Source organism: Pseudomonas atacamensis (assembly GCF_017167965.1).
Classification (GTDB): domain Bacteria; phylum Pseudomonadota; class Gammaproteobacteria; order Pseudomonadales; family Pseudomonadaceae; genus Aquipseudomonas; species Aquipseudomonas atacamensis.
Genome location: NZ_CP070503.1, coordinates 2,707,075 through 2,724,800 on the forward strand (window position 1 = coordinate 2,707,075; position 17,726 = coordinate 2,724,800).

A 17,726-nucleotide genomic window follows, 5' to 3' on the forward strand; every position below is an offset into this window, starting at 1 on the left:
GGGCTGCGCCTATAAGTGATCCGCATCAACCACAGCCTGCGCAAACGCCGTCGGATCCTCCTGCGGCAAATTGTGCCCAATCCCACCCTCAATCAACCTGAATTGATATTTCCCGGTAAAACGCTTGGCATAGTCCTCAGGCTTGGGATGTGGCGCTCCATTGGCATCGCCTTCCAGGGTAATCGTCGGCACGCTGATCGACGGGGCAGTCGCAAGCTTCTCTTCCAGCGCGGCATATTTCGCCTCGCCCTGCACCAGGCCCAGCCGCCAGCGGTAGTTGAACACGGTGATCTCGACGTGATCGGGGTTCTGCAACGCTTTGGCACTGCGGTCGAATGTGGCGTCGTCGAATTTCCACTGCGGCGACGCCAGTTGCCAGATCAGTTTGGCGAAGTCGTGGGTATTCTTTTCATAGCCGGCGCGGCCGCGTTCGGTGGCGAAGTAGAATTGGTACCACCACTGCAATTCGGCTTTCGGCGGCAGTGGATTCTGCCCGGCGGCCTGATTGCCGATCAGATAGCCGCTGACCGCCACCAGCGCCTTGACGCGCTCTGGCCACAGCGCTGCGACGATGCCCGCTGAACGCGCGCCCCAGTCGTAGCCGCCAAGCACTGCTTGCTTGATCTTTAGCGCATCCATGAAGTCGATGATGTCGCTGGCCAATGCCGCCGGTTGGCCGTTGCGTAGAGTGGCTTTGGACAGGAACTGCGTATCGCCATAACCCCGTGCATACGGCATCAGCACGCGGTAACCCTTGGCCGCGAGCAGTGGTGCGACTTCGTCATAGCTGTGAATGTCGTAGGGCCAGCCGTGCAGCAGGATCACCACCGGCCCATCGGCAGGACCGGTTTCGGCGTAGGCCACGTCGAGCAAGCCAGCCTTGATGTGCTTCAGCGGGCCGAAAGGAGAGGGCGCGGAATAGCTGACGGCGGCCGGTTCAGTGGTTTGCGCCTGAGCGCTGCCGACGGCGCCGAGCAGTGACAGCGCCAAGACCGACAAACCGAGTGCGGCTTTGATTTTAGAGGTATGCAGAGCCTGTTTCATGCTGACGTCTCCTTTGCGAGCCTGTGGCCAAGGGGCTGGATGAACCCTTGAAACCCTGGGTGCATTGAAGCGTAGCGACGTATCCGTTCTGTGTCCCCGGACGGCAGTTTTGCAAGGGCGTGTATGGCGGCGGGGCGCGTACACAGTGTGATACACGGAGGCGAAACCCATTGTTTTCGCGCGAAAATAATAAGTCGCTGTTTTAAAACAAAAAATATTTCATCTCGGGCTTCCCAAACGAAATGAATGTTGTTAAATTGCGCCCCGTTCTCACAGCGATCCTAACGGAGCCGCTGACCAGAGCTACAGGGGCGTCGCCAAGCGGTAAGGCAGCAGGTTTTGATCCTGCCATGCGTTGGTTCGAATCCAGCCGCCCCTGCCATCTACGAAAAAACGCCAACTTCGCAAGAAGTTGGCGTTTTTTTATGCCTGCGATTTACCGCACTTGAGCCAAGCAGGCGTGCGCGTTGCCGAAGCACCGCGCACGCCGGTCACTCAGTGCGGTGCGCGCGGGATGGTTTTCATCAGGTCTTCAGGGCTGATGTGGCCGACCACGCTGCCCGGCTGCGGCAGGTTGAGGATGTGGCCTTTCATCTTGCCGATGATGTGCATCTCGCACGGCTTGCAATCGAACTTCAACGTCAGCACTTCATCGCCGTGGATCAACTGCATCGGCGCGACCTTGGTGCGCACACCGGTGACGCCTTTGGCCTGTTTCGGGCACAGGTTGAAGGAGAACCGCAGGCAATGCTTGGTGATCATCACCGGCACCTCGCCTGGCTCTTCGTGAGCTTCGTACGCCGCATCGATCAGCTTGACGCCGTGACGGTGGTAGAAGTCGCGCGCCTTCTGGTTGTAGACGTTGGCGAGGAAGGTCAGGTGCGAATCCGGGTACACCGGCGGCGGCGTGGTTTCGGCCTTGCGGCTGCCACGCGGATGCGCGGCGACACGTGCCGCAGTCAGCGCTTCGATGACTTCGCGGCGCAGGGACTTGAGCTGCGAGTTGGGAATGAAGAACGCTTGCGGCGCATCCAGCTTGATGTCAGTGGCGTGATACTGCGTGGTGCCGAGCTGGCCGAGCAGGTCGCGCAATTGCTCCAGCGCTTGCTCAGGCTTGTTGGCAACACCAAACGGCCCGTTGAGGGTAACGCCGGCGCTGATGCCTTCTTCGCTGGTCGCGGTCACTTCCAGCTGTTCTTCGCGCAGACGAGCGAACCAGCTCAGGGCCACACGACGTTCCGAAGAGGTCTTCTGCAACGCCTGCTGCCAGTTGTGATCAAGGTTGCGATTCAACGGATGGCTTGGACGCAGCTTGAACAGGCCTTCAGGCATTTCGTTCGGCTCGACGCGGTAGCGGTAGCGCTTCTCGCCGTCTTCTTCGAACTCGCCTTTGGCCTCGGCGATGTTGGCGCGGAAACCGACCACTTCGCGTTTGACCAGTACGTTCAGACCGTCACCGTTGGACAGCGGCTCATGGGTGACGACCTGCATGTCACGCTTGCCGACTTTTTCCACTGTACCGACCGGCAGGCCGGTGAATGTTGGCGAATCGAAGGCGCCGATGTCGATCTTGCGATCGGTCACGAAATAATCGGTGCTGCCACGGTGGAAGGTCTTTTCCGGATCGGGCAGGAAGAAATGCACGGTGCGGCCGCTGGAAGCGCGGGCCAGGTCCGGGCGGTCTTCAAGCACGTCGTCCAGGCGCTGGCGGTAATAGGCAGTGATGTTTTTCACATAGCCCATGTCCTTGTAGCGACCTTCGATCTTGAACGAACGCACGCCGGCCTCGACCAGTGCGCGGATGTTGGCGCTCTGGTTGTTGTCTTTCATCGACAGCAGGTGTTTTTCGTAGGCGATCACGCCACCCTTTTCATCCTTGAGGGTGTAGGGCAAGCGGCAGGCCTGGGAGCAGTCGCCACGGTTGGCGCTGCGGCCGGTTTGCGCATGAGAGATGTTGCACTGGCCGGAGAAGGCCACGCACAGCGCGCCGTGGATGAAGAACTCGATGGCGGCATCGGTTTCATCGGCGATGGCGCGGATTTCTTTCAGGTTCAGCTCACGGGCCAACACCAACTGGGAGAAACCGGCCTGATCGAGGAACTTCGCTCGCTCGAGGGTGCGGATGTCGGTCTGGGTCGAGGCGTGCAGCTCGATCGGCGGAATGTCCAGCTCCATCACGCCCAGATCCTGGACGATCAGCGCATCGACACCGGCGTCGTACAACTGATGGATCAGCTTGCGCGCCGGCTCCAGCTCGTTGTCGTGCAGGATGGTATTGATGGTGGTGAAAATACGCGCGTGGTAACGGCGGGCAAACTCGACCAGTTCGGCGATTTCGCTGACTTCGTTGCAGGCGTTGTGGCGTGCGCCGAAGCTCGGGCCGCCGATGTACACGGCGTCAGCGCCATGCAGGATGGCCTCGCGAGCAATGGCGACATCGCGGGCAGGGCTGAGCAATTCCAGGTGATGCTTGGGCAAGGACATAGTTTTTTTAGTCAGGCGGTCACGGGCAAGGGGCGCATTCTACCCGTGAAACGCTTGGTGGGCACGTGTGTGCTGCCCGATGGTGGCTGGCGATTGGCAAAGATCGGCAAGCTATTGTGTTGAATGTGCCGGCCTCTTCGCGAGCAGGCTCGCTCCCACAGGGTTAGCTACGGGGCGGAATACATCCATTGTGGGAGCGAGCCTGCTCGCGAAAGCGGTGTGTCATCCGAAAATCATTGAGTGACATCCGCAAATTCGATCAGCCCTTGGCTGCCATCGCCGTCACTTCTACACGCATCCCTTCAACCGCCAGCGAGGCCACGCCTACCGCCGCCCGCACCGGCCAAGGCTTGGCGAAATAGCGTTTGTACACTTCATTGAAAGCCCCGCGATCGCCCATGTCGGTCAGGTAAATGGTCAGGTGCAGCACCCGGTCCATCGAACTGCCGGCACGTTCCAGTGCGACTTTCAGTGCTTGCAGGGTGCACTCGCTTTGCTCGGTGATGCCGCCGAGTTCCAGGCTGCCATCGGCGCGGGTTGGAATCTGCGTGGAAACCATGATGCCGCCGAAGGTGGCAACGTCGGAAGAAATCGAATCGGTGTCGGGATCCGGCGTGAAGATGATGTCTTGATTGGCCATGGGCATCTCTTGTTTGAGTGAATGAAGATTGCGGCAGTTTACAGATTCCCTCCGGCCATGGCCCGGTCAGGTACCGCAACACGTTTGTATAAGCATGTATCAACCCCCAGCCGATACACATGGCAACACCAAACTGCGCCTTCGAGACACATCCGCCCTACATGCCGAGCCCAAAGTAGCCCTCACACCAACACTACGCTCAAGAGGGCATCACCATGTACCGTCCACTGTTTCTGGCTTCTGCCGTTGTCTTCGCCTCCCTGACCGGCTTCGCCCATGCGGCGGATGCGCCGGCAACGAGCTGGCAGAAAGGTCTGAGCCGCACCGATCTGGTTCGTCAGGATCTCGGTGCTGACAATCGCGAAGTGATTCAGGCGCGTATCGATTTCGACGCTGGCGTCACCTCGCCTCGGCATGCTCATCCCGGCGTGGAAGTCGCCTATGTCATCAGCGGCACGTTCGAGTATCAGCTCGAAGGGCGGGCGCCGGTGATACTCAAGGCCGGTGATTCGTTGTTCATTCCGGCGGGCGTCGCGCATGTGGCCAAAAACGTCGGCAACGAGAAAGGCGTCGAACTGGCCACTTACGTTGTCCCGAAAGGCGAACCGCTGCTGATCCTCAAGCCATGAGGCGCCAGTCCGCTATTTCGAGCGCGGCTTGCTCATCGCGCGCTTGATGCGCATCCAGTCCTGATAGGCCGCCGTTCGTTTGGCGTCGGCCATAGCCTTGGCTTCGCTGAAACGGGCCCAGGCTTCAGGATTGTCCGTGTCGTTCTCGATGATTCTGTAAGCCGCTTCTTCGAGCAGATCGGCCTCGCGGAACATCGAGGCATTCTCCGCCATCTCGTCATCCCACGAGCGGCCGAAACCGAATTTCAATGTGCGTTCTGTCATTTCACGTGATCCTCCTCCCAGACCAGAGGTACTGATTCTCGCCATTGCACCTCGGTCACGCCAAAGCGTTCCGCCATCGGCTTGGAAAAACGTTTCAACGGAGGTCGGCCGGGGCGGGGGATGGGCGCGATACCCGCGTCACAACTTGCCCATTGCCACGCTTCGGCATTGTTCATGGTTTTTGTACGAATGACGAATGACCTGGGCTTCCCGTGAAGCAGGTAATCAATCACGTACAAATCCTCTCCGCTCATACATTTCCTCCGGCTGTTAAGAAGAGGGATATCTGGCGAAATGAATAATTCAGAGAAATTGAAACGGGCGTGATGACCGGCTGGTTGGGCGCTTTGCAGGCCTGTACGGCAGATCGATTCTGTACAAGTTCGTCTGGAATTTATGGCTGAATTGACGGCTGTTAAGACAGGAACGCGCCCGCTACGACGCGTTATCAAGTGGGACGATCAGGAGTAGATGCAGGAGCAGACAAAGTCCGCGTGAACCTCGGTGTTTTCAATCGCCGTGATAAGGCCTGAATGCATGGCTTCTTCAGGATTGATGATGCGCGGCGCTGCTGTCAGATATTTCTCTGTCTCCAGCGCATTTTTTCCGTTGCTCGTACGCTCGGCGACAATCTGGGCGTAGAGGTGCAAGTCGTAATCCAGGCTCATGGCGTATTCCGACATGCGCGAGTGATCGACCGAACCTTGCAGGTGCCAATGAAATGGGTGAAACAGAAACTTGCTGTGGGTACAGGCGGTGCGGCGCTGGCCGGCCAGAAAGACAATGTTGCCCATCGATTCAACCGTTCCCAAATTGTGGGTGTGTACCGGAATAGGCAGGGCCAACAGGAAGTTGTACATCGTGAAACCGTAACTGCATTCGCCGCCCATGGTGGCGATGTTGACGATCAGTCGCGGTGCATCTTCCTTTACGGCGAGCGAGGCTTTATCGATCAATTGGCCGCACGTCGAGGCATTGATCGGGCCGGTGAAGTTGATGACATGAACAGGCATGGCGATTCCCTCGGCTGGTCAGGACTCCTAAGCAATAGCTGTAATTTCGCTTGAATGAAAGTGGGCAGGGGAGCCGCGCTCCCCTGCACCCGACGCATCAACTGTTGCGCCCGCCACCATGGCTGTTTTGACCACCTTTCTGTCCAGCTTCAGAGGCTTTTTCCCGATCGTTGGCAAAGTTGCCGCCGCTGCTCTGGCCGCCCTTGCTGCCAGCTTCAGAGGCTTTTTCCCGGTCGTTGGCAAAATTGCCACCGCTGTTCTGGCCACCTTTGCTCCCGGCTTCGGAGGCCCGCTCAGGATCATTCTTGAAGTTGCCGCCACTGTTCTGGCCGCCTTTACTGCCGATTTCCTGATAGAACTCTTTATCGTGCGAAGCCGAAGTGGCATCACCACCTTTCTTGCCTGCTTCGTTAACCGACATGCTGCCTTGTTGTTTATCTTGTGCCATTTCAAACTTCCTCATTTTCTCTATATAGGCACTCGGCCAATCAAGGATGCACAAACTACGTGCCGTCGTTGTTCGCGAATGCTCATAAAGTTTACTGATGTCGTTTGCTTTAGTTGGTCTGGCTTGTCTTGTGACTACAAGTTAGACCTTTGTGCTAAGAGGAGCGCTCATAAGTCGGCGTTGTATCCGGTGTCCGGGAGTTTTCCGAATTTACTGCAAGTTCCCGGCGTTCATAACATTCCTGCTGAACACTTTCCCGGTGCCTTGGACTGATTTGCTGTCGTTCGACACAAGGTGACACCGACGGACTGTCCGACCTGGTCACGTGCGAACTGCGCGCTGCTTCGGGATACACTTCCGCTCCCTTGTTTCGTTGCACTTCGCCTCGTGCAAAAGCCGGTACCGTTCTCATGATTACGCTCCATCAGCTGATTTCAAAGGGCAGCGAGGCTGCCCTTGTACCGCTTGCTCAGGACTTGCGACCGCCGCCGTGGCTGTTCTGCCCGCCTTTGCGGCCAGCCTCGGATGCTTTTTCACGATCATTGGCAAAGTTGCCGCCCGACGACTGACCGCCTTTCTTGCCGGCTTCAGATGCCTTTTCACGATCGTTTGCGAAGTTACCTGGATTTTTATTTCCTGTGGTCATGATAGCTCTCCGATATCAATTAACGTTTCGCTAGTTATGTCCGTTGTCGCACCGGACATCTACTCCGATTACGAGCCGGCGAAAAATGTTTTGAAAATTTTTCCTCAGGCCGATGAACGGTAACTTTGTGATGAAACTTATACAGCCTGCGGTTTTCTGCGCCGCTTCGTATAACTTTTCAAGTTGCTGGTTGATGTGCAAGAGAGGTTGAAGCTTGTTACCGCTTCGCTTCGGATTTCTGACCATTTGTCGGTGCGAAGTTGAACTGTAATCGGCTGAAACTAGAGTCTGTTAAGTGTATGTATATAATTATTCTGAGGACATTGAGATGACCAATCATCACAAGGATCAACCGTTCGCTGAAGACCCACAGAAAATCAAGGAAGCCGGCAAGAAAGGCGAGAGTCCAGTCAACGTGAAAGTTGATCGGGCCGAGAAGGCACGCGTCGGCGGGCAGCACAGCCATGGAGGCGGCCGTACGGGCAAGGGCGACTGAGTCGGTCGGAAAAGTACCAATCGGCGTCCTCTCTGCGCCGATGCAGAGAGGACCTCTACGCTAGGCCTATCTGAACCGTGGCAACGGCCGGTCGATCGGTTTGAGCGTCGAGAGCGTATCGCGAATCAGCGGCGCATCTTTTTCGATGTCGTGCAGCCGGTCGCGAATGCGCAACGCTGTCGGATGCCCGCCCTGATGATCGACCCAGTCGGCGATCTCTTTGCAGGCGGCTGCGAGGCGCGCCTGGCGGGCGTCGAGCAGGGTGAGGAGGGTGGTGATGGACTCTTTTTCGGACATGAAACACCTCCGTTCGCTGAAACGGCTGAGTTGCAACAAAAGTCCGCGTGGCGCGAACCTTCAGATCAACTATAGAAGACCTGTGTGATCGTGCAAAAAATACCCAGTTCAACTCGTCGGCGAAACCTTTGGAGCGAGCGTTACGCTGGAGATCAAGACGCCTCGCTTACCTCACACATCCGCTCGAGAAACATCGCCAAGGCTACTTCCTCGGCGCGCAGGCCTTTGCGCACGCGCGGACGGGGCAGTTCGGCGAGGGCGCCGAGCATGAAATGTTCGACCACTGCGGGGTGGATGTAGCACTTGCGGCACACCGCCGGCGTGTTGCCCAGCTGTTTGGCGACGTTCTTCACCGCTTCTACCACATGGCGCTTGGCTTCGGTTTCCGACTCATGCTGCAACTCGCGCAGCACCGACAACGCCAGGGCGCTGCCCGCCCAGGTGCGATAGTCCTTGGCGGTGAACGCCGCGCCGGTGAGCTTTTGCAGATAGGCATTGACGTCGGAGGAGGTGACGGTGTGCCGTTCGCCATTTTCATCAAGATACTGAAACAGGTTTTGCCCGGGAATTTCCAGGCAGCGCTTGATGATTCGCGCCAGGCGGCGGTCCTTAACGGTGATCTGATGCTCAATGCCGCTCTTGCCACGGAACTGGAACAGGATCGCGCTGCCGTTGACCTCGACATGCCGACTGCGCAACGTGGTCAAACCGTAAGAGCGATTGTCCCGTGCGTATTGGGTATTGCCGACGCGGATCAGCGTGGCGTCCAGCAAGGTAATGACCGTGGCCATGACCTTGTCGCGGCTGAAGCCCGGCTCATCGAGCAGCGCCTCGAGCTTGCGCCGCAGTTTGGGCAGGGCCATGCCGAAGTCGCGCAGGCGCGAGTATTTGTCGGCGTCGCGCACTTCGCGCCAGCGGGCGTGATAACGGTACTGTTTACGCCCGCGTGCATCACGGCCGGTGGCCTGCAAATGGCCGCACGGGTCGGCGCAGATCCACACATCGGTGTAGGCCGGTGGCACCGCGAGGGCATTGATGCGTTTGATTTCGTCCGGGTCGGTGATGCGCTGGCCCGACGGTTCGAAATAGACGAACTTGCCGCGCAGTTTTTTCCGGGTGATACCAGGCTGAGTGTCATCGACGTAATGCAGATCGGCAGGCAGAGCATCTGTCAGCACGGTATCGGGCATGGCGGTTTCCTTCGGTCATACGGCAGTCTGTAACTGATTGACCGCAGGCGCTGGCCGTCGTGCCGAATGATTTACGCGAGCACCGCCACCGCCTTGATCTGCGCCCACAGCCGCTGGCCCGGATGCACGCTCAGTTGATCACGCGAGAAGCGGGTGATCCGCGCCAGCAGCGGCGTGCCGCCGGCATCGAGGCGGATCAGCACATGGGCACTGTTGTCAGCGGCCTGTTCGCTGACGACCGTAACGGGCAGACGATTGAGAATGCTACTGGCTGCATCGTTGTTCAGCGCCAGACTGATGTCGCGCGCGTGCACTTTGCAGCGCAGGGCCTGGCCCACGGCCATCGGCGCATGGGTGACGCGAATGTTCATTTCAGTGGCCGGCAGTTGCAGGCTGAGCAATTGATAGGTGGCGTCGTAGGCGCTGACCTGGCCTTCGATGATTACCCCGGCGTCATCGCCCATTGCCAAGGGCAGATCCAGGCGTGCGAGGGTCTCGCCGATCGGGCCGCTGGCGAGGGCTTTGCCATCACGGAGCAATACCAAATGATCGGCCAGACGTGCGACTTCATCCTGCGCATGGCTGACGTACAACAGCGGAATATCCAGTTCGTCGTGCAGGCGTTGCAGGTATGGGAGGATTTCGCTCTTGCGCCGGCTGTCGAGAGCCGCCAGTGGTTCGTCCATCAGCAACAGTTTCGGGCTGGTCAGCAGGGCGCGGGCGATGCCGACGCGCTGTCGTTCGCCGCCGGACAGATGCTGTGGATGACGCTCGAGCAAATGGCTGATGCCGAGCAGTTCTGTGGCCTGGTTCATATCGACCCGGCGTTGCGACTTGGCGATGCGTTTTAGACCAAATTCCAGATTGGCCAGCACAGACAGATGCGCGAACAGGCTGGCTTCCTGAAACACATAGCCAAGCGCACGTTTATGCGGCGGGACGAAGATGCCCTTGGCACTGTCCTGCCAAAGCTCGTCATTGATCCGCACAAAACCCTGCTCGGCGCGTTCCAGCCCGGCGATGCAGCGCAGACAGGTGGTTTTGCCCGAGCCGGAATCGCCAAACAGCGCGGTGACGCCGCGGCCCGGCACTTGCAGATCGACATCCAGTTCGAACCCCGGATAAGTGCGTTTCAGGCGTACATCAATCATCGATCAGCTCCAGCCTGCGCGGGTCTTGCGGCTGGAGTACAGCGCCAGCAACACCAGAAACGAAAACACCAGCATCGCCGCGGACAGCCAGTGCGCCTGGGCATATTCCAGCGCTTCGACATGGTCGTAAATCTGCACCGAGACCACGCGGGTCTTGTTGGGGATGTTGCCGCCGATCATCAGCACCACGCCGAACTCACCCACGGTGTGGGCGAAGCCGAGGATCGCTGCGGTGATGAAGCCGGGGCGCGCCAGCGGCAGGATCACGCTGTAGAACGTGTCCCAGGGATTGGCGCGCAAGGTCGCCGCGACTTCGAGCGGGCGGGTGCCAATCGCCGAGAAAGCGTTTTGCAGCGGTTGCACCACGAACGGCATGGAGTAGATCACCGAACCGATGACCAGCCCGGTGAAACTGAACGTCAACGTGCCCAGCCCCAGCCATTGAGTGAACTGACCGAGAAAACCGTGCGGCCCCAGCGCCAGCAGCAGATAAAAACCGATCACCGTCGGCGGCAGCACCAGCGGCAGGGCAACGATGGCGCCGATCGGCCCGCGCAACCACGACGAGGTGCGCGATAGCCACAGCGCGATCGGCGTGCCGATCACCAGCAGGATTGCAGTGGTCAGTGACGCCAGTTTCAGGGTCAGCCAGATCGCGGCGAAGTCGGCATTGGTCAGCGACATTTACAGTTCATATCCGAAGGATTTGATCACCGCAGCGGCTTTCGGGCCTTTGAGGTAATCGACCAGGGCTTTGGCAGCAGCGCTGTCCTTGCCTTTGTTCAAGATCACCGCGTCCTGTTTGATCGGATCATGCAGAGCGGCCGGGACAATCCATGCCGAGCCGCTGCTGATTTTGCCGTCCTTGTAGATTTGCGACAGGGCGACGAAGCCCAGTTCGGCGTTGCCGGTGGAGACAAACTGGTAGGCCTGCGTGATGTTCTGGCCTTCGACGATTTTGCTTTTCGTGGCTTCGCTCAACTGGAGTTTTTCCAGCACCTGGGTGGCGGCGAGACCGTATGGCGCAGCTTTTGGATTGGCGATTGAAAGGTGTTGGTATTGGTTGGTTTTCAACACTTCGCCCTGCGCATCTACGTAGCCTTCTTTCGCTGACCACAGCGCTAGCGTGCCGATGGCGTAGGTGAAGCGCGAACCTTTGACGGTTTCGCCTTCCTGCTCAAGCTTTGCCGGGGTCGCGTCGTCAGCAGCGAGAAACACTTGGAACGGTGCGCCATTCTTGATCTGGGTATAGAACTGGCCGGTGGCGCCGTAAGCGGCGACCAGTTTGTGGCCGGTGTCTTTTTCGAAGTCGGCAGCGATGGCCTGGATTGGCGCGGTGAAGTTGGCGGCGACCGCCACTTGCACTTCGTCAGCTTGCGCGGCGCCGATGCTGAACATTGCAAGGAGTGAAGCGAAGCAGGCAGGGGCGAGGCGTGTGGCAGCAAGTGTCATGTAAAGGCTCCGTGATCCGCGGTAAATGCTTTGCTTTGGATAACGCCGATACACGGGCGCAATCGCTGTATACGGAAATATATAGCGATACGTCGCCAAGTGGCGAGGGAATCAATCCGCTCGCCGCGTAAATTCAATGACGGTTGAGTTTCGCCAAGGCGCCTTCGGCGAGTTGCCGGGTCAGTTCAGCGCTGCCGATATCCTTGCCGAGCGTCAGCGCCTGTCCGGCCCAGAGGTTGGCAAAATCGGCGTCATCCTTGGCCCGCAGCGGCATCAGCGCACCGCCAGCCAAGGGGAAGGCCGGCGCCTGCGCTGACATCGGGCCGAGTTCACGCATCGCCCGATTGACAATGCCCCGCGCCGGACGTCCGGTAAAAATGTTGGTGATGGCGGTCTGGCTTTCCTTGGCGGTGCGCAGGGCCTTGTGGTGTGAGGCGCTGACTTTGGCTTCCGGCGTGAACAGGTACGCCGTGCCGACTTGCACCGCCGAGGCGCCGAGCATCAACGCCGCTGCAACACCCCGCGCATCGCTGATCGCGCCCGCCGCGATCACCGGCACTTTCACCGCGTCGACCACCTGCGGCACCAGGGCGAAGGTGCCGACCTGGGTGCTCAGATCATCGCTGAGAAACATCCCGCGATGGCCGCCGGCTTCATAACCCATGGCGATGATCGCATCGCAGCCGTGTTGCTCCAGCCAGATCGCTTCTTCGACCGTAGTCGCAGACGAAAGGATTTTCGCCCCGGTCGCCTTGACCCGATCAAGCAGATTTTTCTCCGGCAGCCCGAAATGAAAACTCACCACTTCGGGACGGAATTCTTCGAGCACGGCACACGCGGCCTCGTCGAACGGAGCACGGTTGGACACCGGCGTCGGCGCCTCGAAATCGGCACCCAATTCGCGGTAGTAAGGTTCGAGCAGGTTTTTCCAGTCACGGGCCCGCTGTTCATTAGGCGCCGGTGGCTGGTGGCAGAAGAAATTGACGTTGAACGGTTTGGTGGTGTGCTGGCGAATCGTTTTCAGTTCTTCGCGCAGTTGCTCGCTGCTCAGCATGGCTGCGGGCATTGAACCGAGGCCACCGGCATTGCACACGGCAATCACCATCGAAGAGTTGGTCGCCCCGGCCATCGGGCCCTGGATGATCGGCAGTTCGATACCGAGAAGATCAAGGATGCGGGTGTCTGGCCACTGGCTCATATAGCAATTCTCCGAACGATGAAACGGGCAGGGACGGCACGCGGTTTTTAACAGCAAAACCGGATGCGGGGCCAGTCTGAAATTCTGAACATCACGTGCAGTTTTTCAGCGTCGGTGCAATCCGCCGCCGCCACCGCCAAACGAACGGTTCATCATTTGTGAAGAATGGTTGAAGTTGTGCGTGCGCTGATTGCCGAGATTACGTGCGGCGGATTCGCGGTTGAGATTCTGCAATTGCGCATTGTTGTTCGCGGGTCTGGTGCGGTTGGCGCCGCTGCCGGCCACCGACTGCCAGCCGTTGTCGGTTTTCTTGTAGACGTTGCCGTCGCGCCCGGCATAAACGTTGTCGCCGGCTCGTGCGGCGCCGCCGTCGCGGCCATGGATACCGCCGTATTGCGTGGTGTTGCCGGTATTGGGGTTGTAAACGGCGCCGCGATTGGCACTGACGTGAGTGCCGCTGCGAACGTCGCCAGCGCTAACCCGTTCTCCGGCGATGGCGCCGCCGTTCGGGCCGACTGCCACGCCGCTGCGCCCGGCAGCGTAGTTGCCGGTGTAGGCGTTGTGCACCGCGCCACGTTGCCCGGCGGCGGCAATGCCGGTACGCGAGTTGTACGAGGCGCCAACCTGGCCGGCCCAGCGATTGCCGGTCCAGGCGTTGTAACCGGCGCCATAACGGCTGACCGTCGCGCGATCACCCCACTGATGATAAAGATTGCCGGTGGTTCCGGCCCAGCCCCCCGGACCCCAGGCCACCGCGCCGCCGCGATAACCGTAAGCGGCGCCACCCCAGGCCAGCGGCGCCGGGTACAGACGCGGACCCCACGCGTAGCCCCAGCCGTAATTTCCCCACCACGGATAGGCGCCCCAGCCCCAGCCCATGGCGACGGTGTTGCCGCCCCAGCTCCAGCCGAATCCGAAGCCGAAAGTCCAGCCAGTCCACGGCGTGTAACGAATCGCGACGCCGAAACCATAGGTTACCGGCGGCCCGTACCAGACATTGCCGACCCACGGCGTATACGGATAACCGGTGCCGTACACCACAACGCCAGTCGCCGGGTCCAGCGTCGAGCCTTGATAGCCCGGCGTGTAGCCGACCACCACGGTATCGCCGCTGGATTCGTAAACCTTCACGTACGTGAGGTAGTGCATCGGCGAGCTGGGCGGAATCGAATAAATCACCGCTGGTACTGAAGAGGCCACACTCCACGGCCCGTTCAGTGAGGTGGCGCTGAACCAGATGCCGTTCTCCACCGCCCACCAACTGTCGTTGTCGACTCGAATGATCGGAGTGGCGCTGTTGACCACGTATTGCAGCGGCGTATTGCTGATCGCTTTGAGCTGCGGCTCGCCGTCAAATTGCGGTGTCGTCATCTTCACCGCGCTCTTGTTGATCGCCGACGTCTGCGGGATCGTGGCCGCAATGGCCGCCTCCTGCGCCTGTGGCGTGCCGGCTACCGAGGCCTTGACGTTCTCTTTGGCGCTGTCGTCAGGAATATTGGCAAAGTCGGCCGGCAGTTTGTCTGCCGGGACAAAGGTCCATGGCCCGCTCATGTCGCTGGCGCGGAACCAGCGCCCGGAGATCAGCACGTAACTGTTCTGGTCGCCGATTTCCTTGAAAATGTGCCCGGTGGTGTTGCTCACGTACAACAGGCTGGTGCCCTGAATCGGTTGCCATTGCGCGGCGCCGTCGGTCACCAACAGTTCCGTTGGCGTGGTGGCGAGGAAGATTTTCGGCTGCGGCGGCTTGGCCAGGCTGGGAATCTTGTCCTTCGGATCGCTTTGCCCGGTGAGCAGGTCCACCTGGCGGCTCTTGATCGCCGCCTGTTTGGCTTTTTCCAGACTGGCCGGCGATGCGGCGAGGCGCGTGTAATCGCCGGCCAATTGATCGGCAACCATCCAGCCGTCGAATACGTGCAGGTAATGTCTGCCTTGGGCATCCTTGAGCAGCAGTGGGCGCGTGTTGATCACCCGTTGCAGCTCCGTTCCTTCAACCGGCCGATAGGCCGGCTCGCCGTCGATGTATACGAGGATTGCCGGACGGTCGGAACTGATGATGGTCGGCGGCGTGTTTTCCAAGGGCGCGCTGTCGGCTTTCTGTTCAGCGTTGAGCACGCCGACCGCCGCTTCCAGTTGATCAAGGGAGATGGTTTTCTTGCGGCTCTCGGCATCTTTTTCCAGAATGGCGAGCCACGTGTCGGCCTGTTTGGCATCGGCGGGGAAATCGGCCTTGATGATTTTGTACTGATCGAGCGCGACCCAGCGGGTGGCTTTATCGACGAGGGTGTGAGCGCTGAACTGGACGATGCCGTAGGTGGACTTGCCATCGGCAGCCGTGGCTTCGACAGCCGCGCGGGCATTGAGCGTATAGCCGTCCCAGCTGTCGAGCTGCGGCTGATACACCGTCAGCTTGCTCTTGGCGCTGCTGATCACCTGCGGCCATGTCGGCTCGCTTGGCGCCGCGTTCGGCTTTGCCGCCGGTGCGGCTGCCCAGGCATTGCCAAGTGTCAGCAGACATAACATCAGCAGCGAGGGTAAAGCGCTCAGGAAAGGCATCGTCAGCTCCATCGACACACCGGTTTGCAAGGCGCAACCGGGAAAACACAACCGTCGAAAAAGCATAGCCGCCTGCCGGGGATTTACCCGGCTGATCGAGCCGTTAGCGCAAAGTCGAGTGTGGCAATGTGTTGCGATGTGCTATTTCAAGGCATGCTTGTTTCAAATCATTTTCGAGAGGCCGTCATGTTCAACGCCATCCTGATCGACAAAGACGACAGCGGTTATCGCGCCAATCTTCAGCAAATCGATGAGCAGCAACTGCCCGAAGGCAATGTCAGCGTGAACGTCGCGTACAGCACCCTGAATTTCAAAGACGGCCTGGCGATTACCGGCAGCAGCCCGGTGGTGCGCAAGTTTCCCATGGTGCCGGGGATCGACCTAGCGGGGACCGTCGAGTCCAGTTCCCATGCTGATTTCAAGGCGGGCGATCGGGTGCTGCTCAACGGTTGGGGCGTCGGTGAAAGCCACTGGGGCGGACTGGCGCAAAAGGCCCGGCTCAACGGTGACTGGCTGATTCCACTGCCCGAAGCTTTCACCCCGGCGCAAGCCATGGCCATCGGCACCGCCGGCTACACGGCGATGCTGTGCATTCTGGCGCTGGATCACGGTGAAGTGTTGGTCACTGGCGCCAACGGCGGGGTCGGCAGCTTTGCCATCGCCTTGCTCAGCAAGTTGGGATACCGCGTGGTGGCATCCACCGGCCGCGTGTCCGAGCATGAATATCTGGAGCAATTGGGCGCTGCCGAAATCATCGATCGCGCCACCTTGTCCGAACCGGGCAAGCCATTGGCGAAGGAGCGTTGGGCGGCGGTGGTCGATTCGGTCGGCAGCCATACATTGGCCAACGCTTGCGCCAGCACGCGTTCGGAAGGCGTGGTTGCGGCATGCGGGTTGGCGCAAGGCATGGATTTCCCGGCCTCGGTAGCGCCGTTCATTCTGCGCGGCGTGACGCTGGCTGGAATCAACAGCGTGACCCAGCCCAAAGCACGCCGTATCGAGGCCTGGGACCGGCTGGCCAAGGATCTGGATATCTCATTGCTGCAATTGATCAGTCACGAAATCAGTTTGAGCGAAGCCCTTGAGGCTGCGCCCAAACTGCTCGCCGGGAAACTGCGGGGCAGGGTGATGGTCGACGTCAATCGTTGAGTTCGCGCTCAAGCAATTGGCGTTTGCGCTCGACGCCCCAGCGGTAGCCGGAAAGGTTGCCATCGCTGCGTACCACGCGGTGGCAGGGAATCGCCACCGCCAAGCGGTTGGCCCCGCAAGCCTGGGCCACCGCACGCATCGAAGTCGGCGCGCCGATACGTTGCGCGATTTCGGCATAACTGGCGGTGCGGCCTGCGGGAATCTCCCGCAGCGCCTGCCAGACCCGCTCCTGAAACGCGGTGCCGCGTATATCCAGCGGCAAGTTCAGGCCCGTCGCGGGCGCTTCGACAAAACCGACGACGCTGGCGATCAACTGTTCAAATTCGCGGTCGGCGCCGATCAGGTTGGCCTTGCGAAACTGATCCTGCAGGTTGCAGACCAGCTGATGCGGATCGTCGCCGAGCAGAATCGCGCAGATCCCCCGTTCGCTTTGCGCCACCAGAATCGCCCCAAGCGAGCATTGGCCAACGGCAAAGCGGATGTCGTTGTTCTGCCCGGCGGCGCGGTAGTCGGTGGGCTTCATGCCCAGCAGTTGATCGGCTGATTCGTAGAAGCGGCTGTTGGAATTGAATCCGGCGTCATACAGCGCGTCGGTCACCGAGCCGCCGTCCGCCAGGCGTGCACGCAGCTTGCGTGAACGATGCGCCATGGCGTAAGCCTTGGGCGTCAGGCCGGTCGCGGCTTTGAATACTCGATGGAAATGAAAAGGGCTGAGGCCCGCGCTGGCGGCGAGGCTGTCGAGCGCGGGCAATGTCTCGCACGCTTCGATTTGCCGGCAGGCCGCTGCGATGATCGCCGCGTGCTGCGCGTCATTCTGGTCCTTGCTGGCGCGTTTGCTCGGCCGATATCCGGCAGCTTCGGCCATTTCGGCTGTTTCGAAAAATATGACGTTCTGCGGTTTCGGCAAACGCGCAAGGCTGCTCGGTCGGCAATAAACGCCGGTGGTTTTTACTGCGTAGACAAACTGCCCGTCCGCACGCGGATCGCGCGCCACCACGGCGGCCCAGCGTGGATCGTCTTCAGTTCTGATCGTCTTCGAAAGCGTGTCCATGAGAGGGAATCCGTTGACCTG

General features: G+C 59.8%; 19 protein-coding genes and 1 tRNA gene. 4 read left to right on the forward strand and 16 right to left on the reverse strand.

Annotation, left to right across the window (positions count from 1 at the left end; translation table 11 throughout):
• Nucleotides 1–9 precede the first annotated feature (9 nt).
• Entirely contained in the window at nucleotides 10–1,044 is a 1,035-nt protein-coding gene (locus JWU58_RS12415) for an alpha/beta fold hydrolase (RefSeq protein ID WP_206422069.1), read from the reverse strand.
• Nucleotides 1,045–1,351: 307 nt separating this feature from the next.
• Here JWU58_RS12415 and JWU58_RS12420 point away from each other — a divergent pair.
• Nucleotides 1,352–1,426, forward strand: a tRNA-Gln gene (locus tag JWU58_RS12420).
• Nucleotides 1,427–1,539: 113 nt separating this feature from the next.
• On the opposite strand, the gene JWU58_RS12425 is transcribed toward JWU58_RS12420, so the two are convergent.
• On the reverse strand, nucleotides 1,540–3,528 hold the full coding sequence (locus tag JWU58_RS12425; protein WP_206422070.1) for a peptidase U32 family protein: 1,989 nt from the start codon (nucleotides 3,526–3,528) through the stop codon (nucleotides 1,540–1,542).
• 259 nt (nucleotides 3,529–3,787) lie between these two features.
• Nucleotides 3,788–4,168 carry a RidA family protein gene (locus tag JWU58_RS12430; protein ID WP_024013136.1) on the reverse strand — a complete coding sequence of 127 codons (381 nt, stop codon included), beginning with the start codon at nucleotides 4,166–4,168 and terminating at the stop codon, nucleotides 3,788–3,790.
• Nucleotides 4,169–4,383: 215 nt separating this feature from the next.
• Between JWU58_RS12430 and JWU58_RS12435 the strand changes: the two genes are divergently transcribed.
• The gene (locus tag JWU58_RS12435; RefSeq protein ID WP_016774943.1) at nucleotides 4,384–4,797 is read left to right on the forward strand and encodes a cupin domain-containing protein; all 414 of its coding nucleotides are present in this window, start codon (nucleotides 4,384–4,386) and stop codon (nucleotides 4,795–4,797) included.
• Nucleotides 4,798–4,809: 12 nt separating this feature from the next.
• Here the strand turns inward: JWU58_RS12435 and JWU58_RS12440 are convergent, their stop codons facing one another.
• From JWU58_RS12440 to JWU58_RS12460, 5 genes are all read right to left on the reverse strand, one after another.
• On the reverse strand, nucleotides 4,810–5,061 hold the full coding sequence (locus JWU58_RS12440) for a hypothetical protein (protein ID WP_024013135.1): 252 nt from the start codon (nucleotides 5,059–5,061) through the stop codon (nucleotides 4,810–4,812).
• Nucleotides 5,058–5,315, reverse strand: a complete 258-nt coding sequence (locus JWU58_RS12445; RefSeq protein WP_016774941.1) for a DUF6555 family protein — start codon at nucleotides 5,313–5,315, stop codon at nucleotides 5,058–5,060. Before JWU58_RS12445 ends, JWU58_RS12440 begins: the two co-directional genes overlap by 4 nt.
• A gap of 207 nt (nucleotides 5,316–5,522) precedes the next feature.
• On the reverse strand, nucleotides 5,523–6,074 hold the full coding sequence (locus JWU58_RS12450; RefSeq protein WP_016774940.1) for an ATP-dependent Clp protease proteolytic subunit: 552 nt from the start codon (nucleotides 6,072–6,074) through the stop codon (nucleotides 5,523–5,525).
• A gap of 97 nt (nucleotides 6,075–6,171) precedes the next feature.
• Nucleotides 6,172–6,522: a con-10 family general stress protein gene (locus JWU58_RS12455; protein WP_123442331.1), complete on the reverse strand. Its 351-nt coding sequence runs from the start codon at nucleotides 6,520–6,522 to the stop codon at nucleotides 6,172–6,174.
• 469 nt (nucleotides 6,523–6,991) lie between these two features.
• Nucleotides 6,992–7,168: a con-10 family general stress protein gene (locus JWU58_RS12460; RefSeq protein WP_016774938.1), complete on the reverse strand. Its 177-nt coding sequence runs from the start codon at nucleotides 7,166–7,168 to the stop codon at nucleotides 6,992–6,994.
• A 328-nt stretch (nucleotides 7,169–7,496) separates the two neighbouring features.
• Here JWU58_RS12460 and JWU58_RS12465 point away from each other — a divergent pair, with 328 nt between their 5' ends.
• Entirely contained in the window at nucleotides 7,497–7,664 is a 168-nt protein-coding gene (locus JWU58_RS12465; RefSeq protein ID WP_110645428.1) for a con-10 family general stress protein, read from the forward strand.
• Nucleotides 7,665–7,730: 66 nt separating this feature from the next.
• Here the strand turns inward: JWU58_RS12465 and JWU58_RS12470 are convergent, their stop codons facing one another.
• From JWU58_RS12470 to JWU58_RS12500, 7 genes are all read right to left on the reverse strand, one after another.
• Entirely contained in the window at nucleotides 7,731–7,961 is a 231-nt protein-coding gene (locus JWU58_RS12470) for a hypothetical protein (RefSeq protein ID WP_016774936.1), read from the reverse strand.
• Between the two features lie 152 nt (nucleotides 7,962–8,113).
• The gene (locus JWU58_RS12475; RefSeq protein ID WP_073476691.1) at nucleotides 8,114–9,151 is read right to left on the reverse strand and encodes a DNA topoisomerase IB; all 1,038 of its coding nucleotides are present in this window, start codon (nucleotides 9,149–9,151) and stop codon (nucleotides 8,114–8,116) included.
• Between the two features lie 71 nt (nucleotides 9,152–9,222).
• Nucleotides 9,223–10,302, reverse strand: a complete 1,080-nt coding sequence (modC, locus tag JWU58_RS12480; protein WP_206422071.1) for a molybdenum ABC transporter ATP-binding protein — start codon at nucleotides 10,300–10,302, stop codon at nucleotides 9,223–9,225.
• Between the two features lie 3 nt (nucleotides 10,303–10,305).
• Complete coding sequence (modB, locus tag JWU58_RS12485; protein WP_206422072.1) at nucleotides 10,306–10,986, reverse strand: molybdate ABC transporter permease subunit; 681 nt, start codon at nucleotides 10,984–10,986, stop codon at nucleotides 10,306–10,308.
• Nucleotides 10,987–11,700 carry a molybdate ABC transporter substrate-binding protein gene (gene modA / locus JWU58_RS12490; RefSeq protein WP_241196173.1) on the reverse strand — a complete coding sequence of 238 codons (714 nt, stop codon included), beginning with the start codon at nucleotides 11,698–11,700 and terminating at the stop codon, nucleotides 10,987–10,989.
• A gap of 187 nt (nucleotides 11,701–11,887) precedes the next feature.
• The gene (locus tag JWU58_RS12495) at nucleotides 11,888–12,952 is read right to left on the reverse strand and encodes an NAD(P)H-dependent flavin oxidoreductase (RefSeq protein ID WP_206422074.1); all 1,065 of its coding nucleotides are present in this window, start codon (nucleotides 12,950–12,952) and stop codon (nucleotides 11,888–11,890) included.
• Nucleotides 12,953–13,057: 105 nt separating this feature from the next.
• Nucleotides 13,058–15,505, reverse strand: coding sequence for an autotransporter (locus JWU58_RS12500; RefSeq protein ID WP_206422075.1), 2,448 nt, complete (start codon nucleotides 15,503–15,505; stop codon nucleotides 13,058–13,060).
• Nucleotides 15,506–15,691: 186 nt separating this feature from the next.
• Between JWU58_RS12500 and acuI the strand changes: the two genes are divergently transcribed.
• Nucleotides 15,692–16,654, forward strand: coding sequence for an acrylyl-CoA reductase (NADPH) (gene acuI / locus JWU58_RS12505; RefSeq protein ID WP_206422076.1), 963 nt, complete (start codon nucleotides 15,692–15,694; stop codon nucleotides 16,652–16,654).
• Here the strand turns inward: acuI and ada are convergent.
• Nucleotides 16,644–17,705 (reverse strand): bifunctional DNA-binding transcriptional regulator/O6-methylguanine-DNA methyltransferase Ada, encoded by a 1,062-nt coding sequence (gene ada / locus JWU58_RS12510; RefSeq protein WP_206422077.1) that lies wholly within the window; start codon nucleotides 17,703–17,705, stop codon nucleotides 16,644–16,646. The two genes, acuI and ada, sit on opposite strands and share 11 nt — an antisense overlap.
• Nucleotides 17,706–17,726: the final 21 nt, after the last annotated feature.

Coding starts and splice junctions, on each gene's coding strand:
- JWU58_RS12475 (WP_073476691.1), bottom strand. CDS start 9,151: ATGCCCGATACCGTGCTGACAGATGCTCTGCCTGCCGATCTGCATTAC.
- JWU58_RS12495 (WP_206422074.1), bottom strand. CDS start 12,952: ATGAGCCAGTGGCCAGACACCCGCATCCTTGATCTTCTCGGTATCGAA.
- JWU58_RS12425 (WP_206422070.1), bottom strand. CDS start 3,528: ATGTCCTTGCCCAAGCATCACCTGGAATTGCTCAGCCCTGCCCGCGAT.
- modC (WP_206422071.1), bottom strand. CDS start 10,302: ATGATTGATGTACGCCTGAAACGCACTTATCCGGGGTTCGAACTGGAT.
- JWU58_RS12450 (WP_016774940.1), bottom strand. CDS start 6,074: ATGCCTGTTCATGTCATCAACTTCACCGGCCCGATCAATGCCTCGACG.
- JWU58_RS12500 (WP_206422075.1), bottom strand. CDS start 15,505: ATGCCTTTCCTGAGCGCTTTACCCTCGCTGCTGATGTTATGTCTGCTG.
- JWU58_RS12430 (WP_024013136.1), bottom strand. CDS start 4,168: ATGGCCAATCAAGACATCATCTTCACGCCGGATCCCGACACCGATTCG.
- JWU58_RS12445 (WP_016774941.1), bottom strand. CDS start 5,315: ATGAGCGGAGAGGATTTGTACGTGATTGATTACCTGCTTCACGGGAAG.
- JWU58_RS12440 (WP_024013135.1), bottom strand. CDS start 5,061: ATGACAGAACGCACATTGAAATTCGGTTTCGGCCGCTCGTGGGATGAC.
- JWU58_RS12435 (WP_016774943.1), top strand. CDS start 4,384: ATGTACCGTCCACTGTTTCTGGCTTCTGCCGTTGTCTTCGCCTCCCTG.
- JWU58_RS12470 (WP_016774936.1), bottom strand. CDS start 7,961: ATGTCCGAAAAAGAGTCCATCACCACCCTCCTCACCCTGCTCGACGCC.
- JWU58_RS12455 (WP_123442331.1), bottom strand. CDS start 6,522: ATGGCACAAGATAAACAACAAGGCAGCATGTCGGTTAACGAAGCAGGC.
- modB (WP_206422072.1), bottom strand. CDS start 10,986: ATGTCGCTGACCAATGCCGACTTCGCCGCGATCTGGCTGACCCTGAAA.
- modA (WP_241196173.1), bottom strand. CDS start 11,700: ATGTTCAGCATCGGCGCCGCGCAAGCTGACGAAGTGCAAGTGGCGGTC.
- JWU58_RS12415 (WP_206422069.1), bottom strand. CDS start 1,044: ATGAAACAGGCTCTGCATACCTCTAAAATCAAAGCCGCACTCGGTTTG.
- acuI (WP_206422076.1), top strand. CDS start 15,692: ATGTTCAACGCCATCCTGATCGACAAAGACGACAGCGGTTATCGCGCC.
- JWU58_RS12460 (WP_016774938.1), bottom strand. CDS start 7,168: ATGACCACAGGAAATAAAAATCCAGGTAACTTCGCAAACGATCGTGAA.
- JWU58_RS12465 (WP_110645428.1), top strand. CDS start 7,497: ATGACCAATCATCACAAGGATCAACCGTTCGCTGAAGACCCACAGAAA.
- ada (WP_206422077.1), bottom strand. CDS start 17,705: ATGGACACGCTTTCGAAGACGATCAGAACTGAAGACGATCCACGCTGG.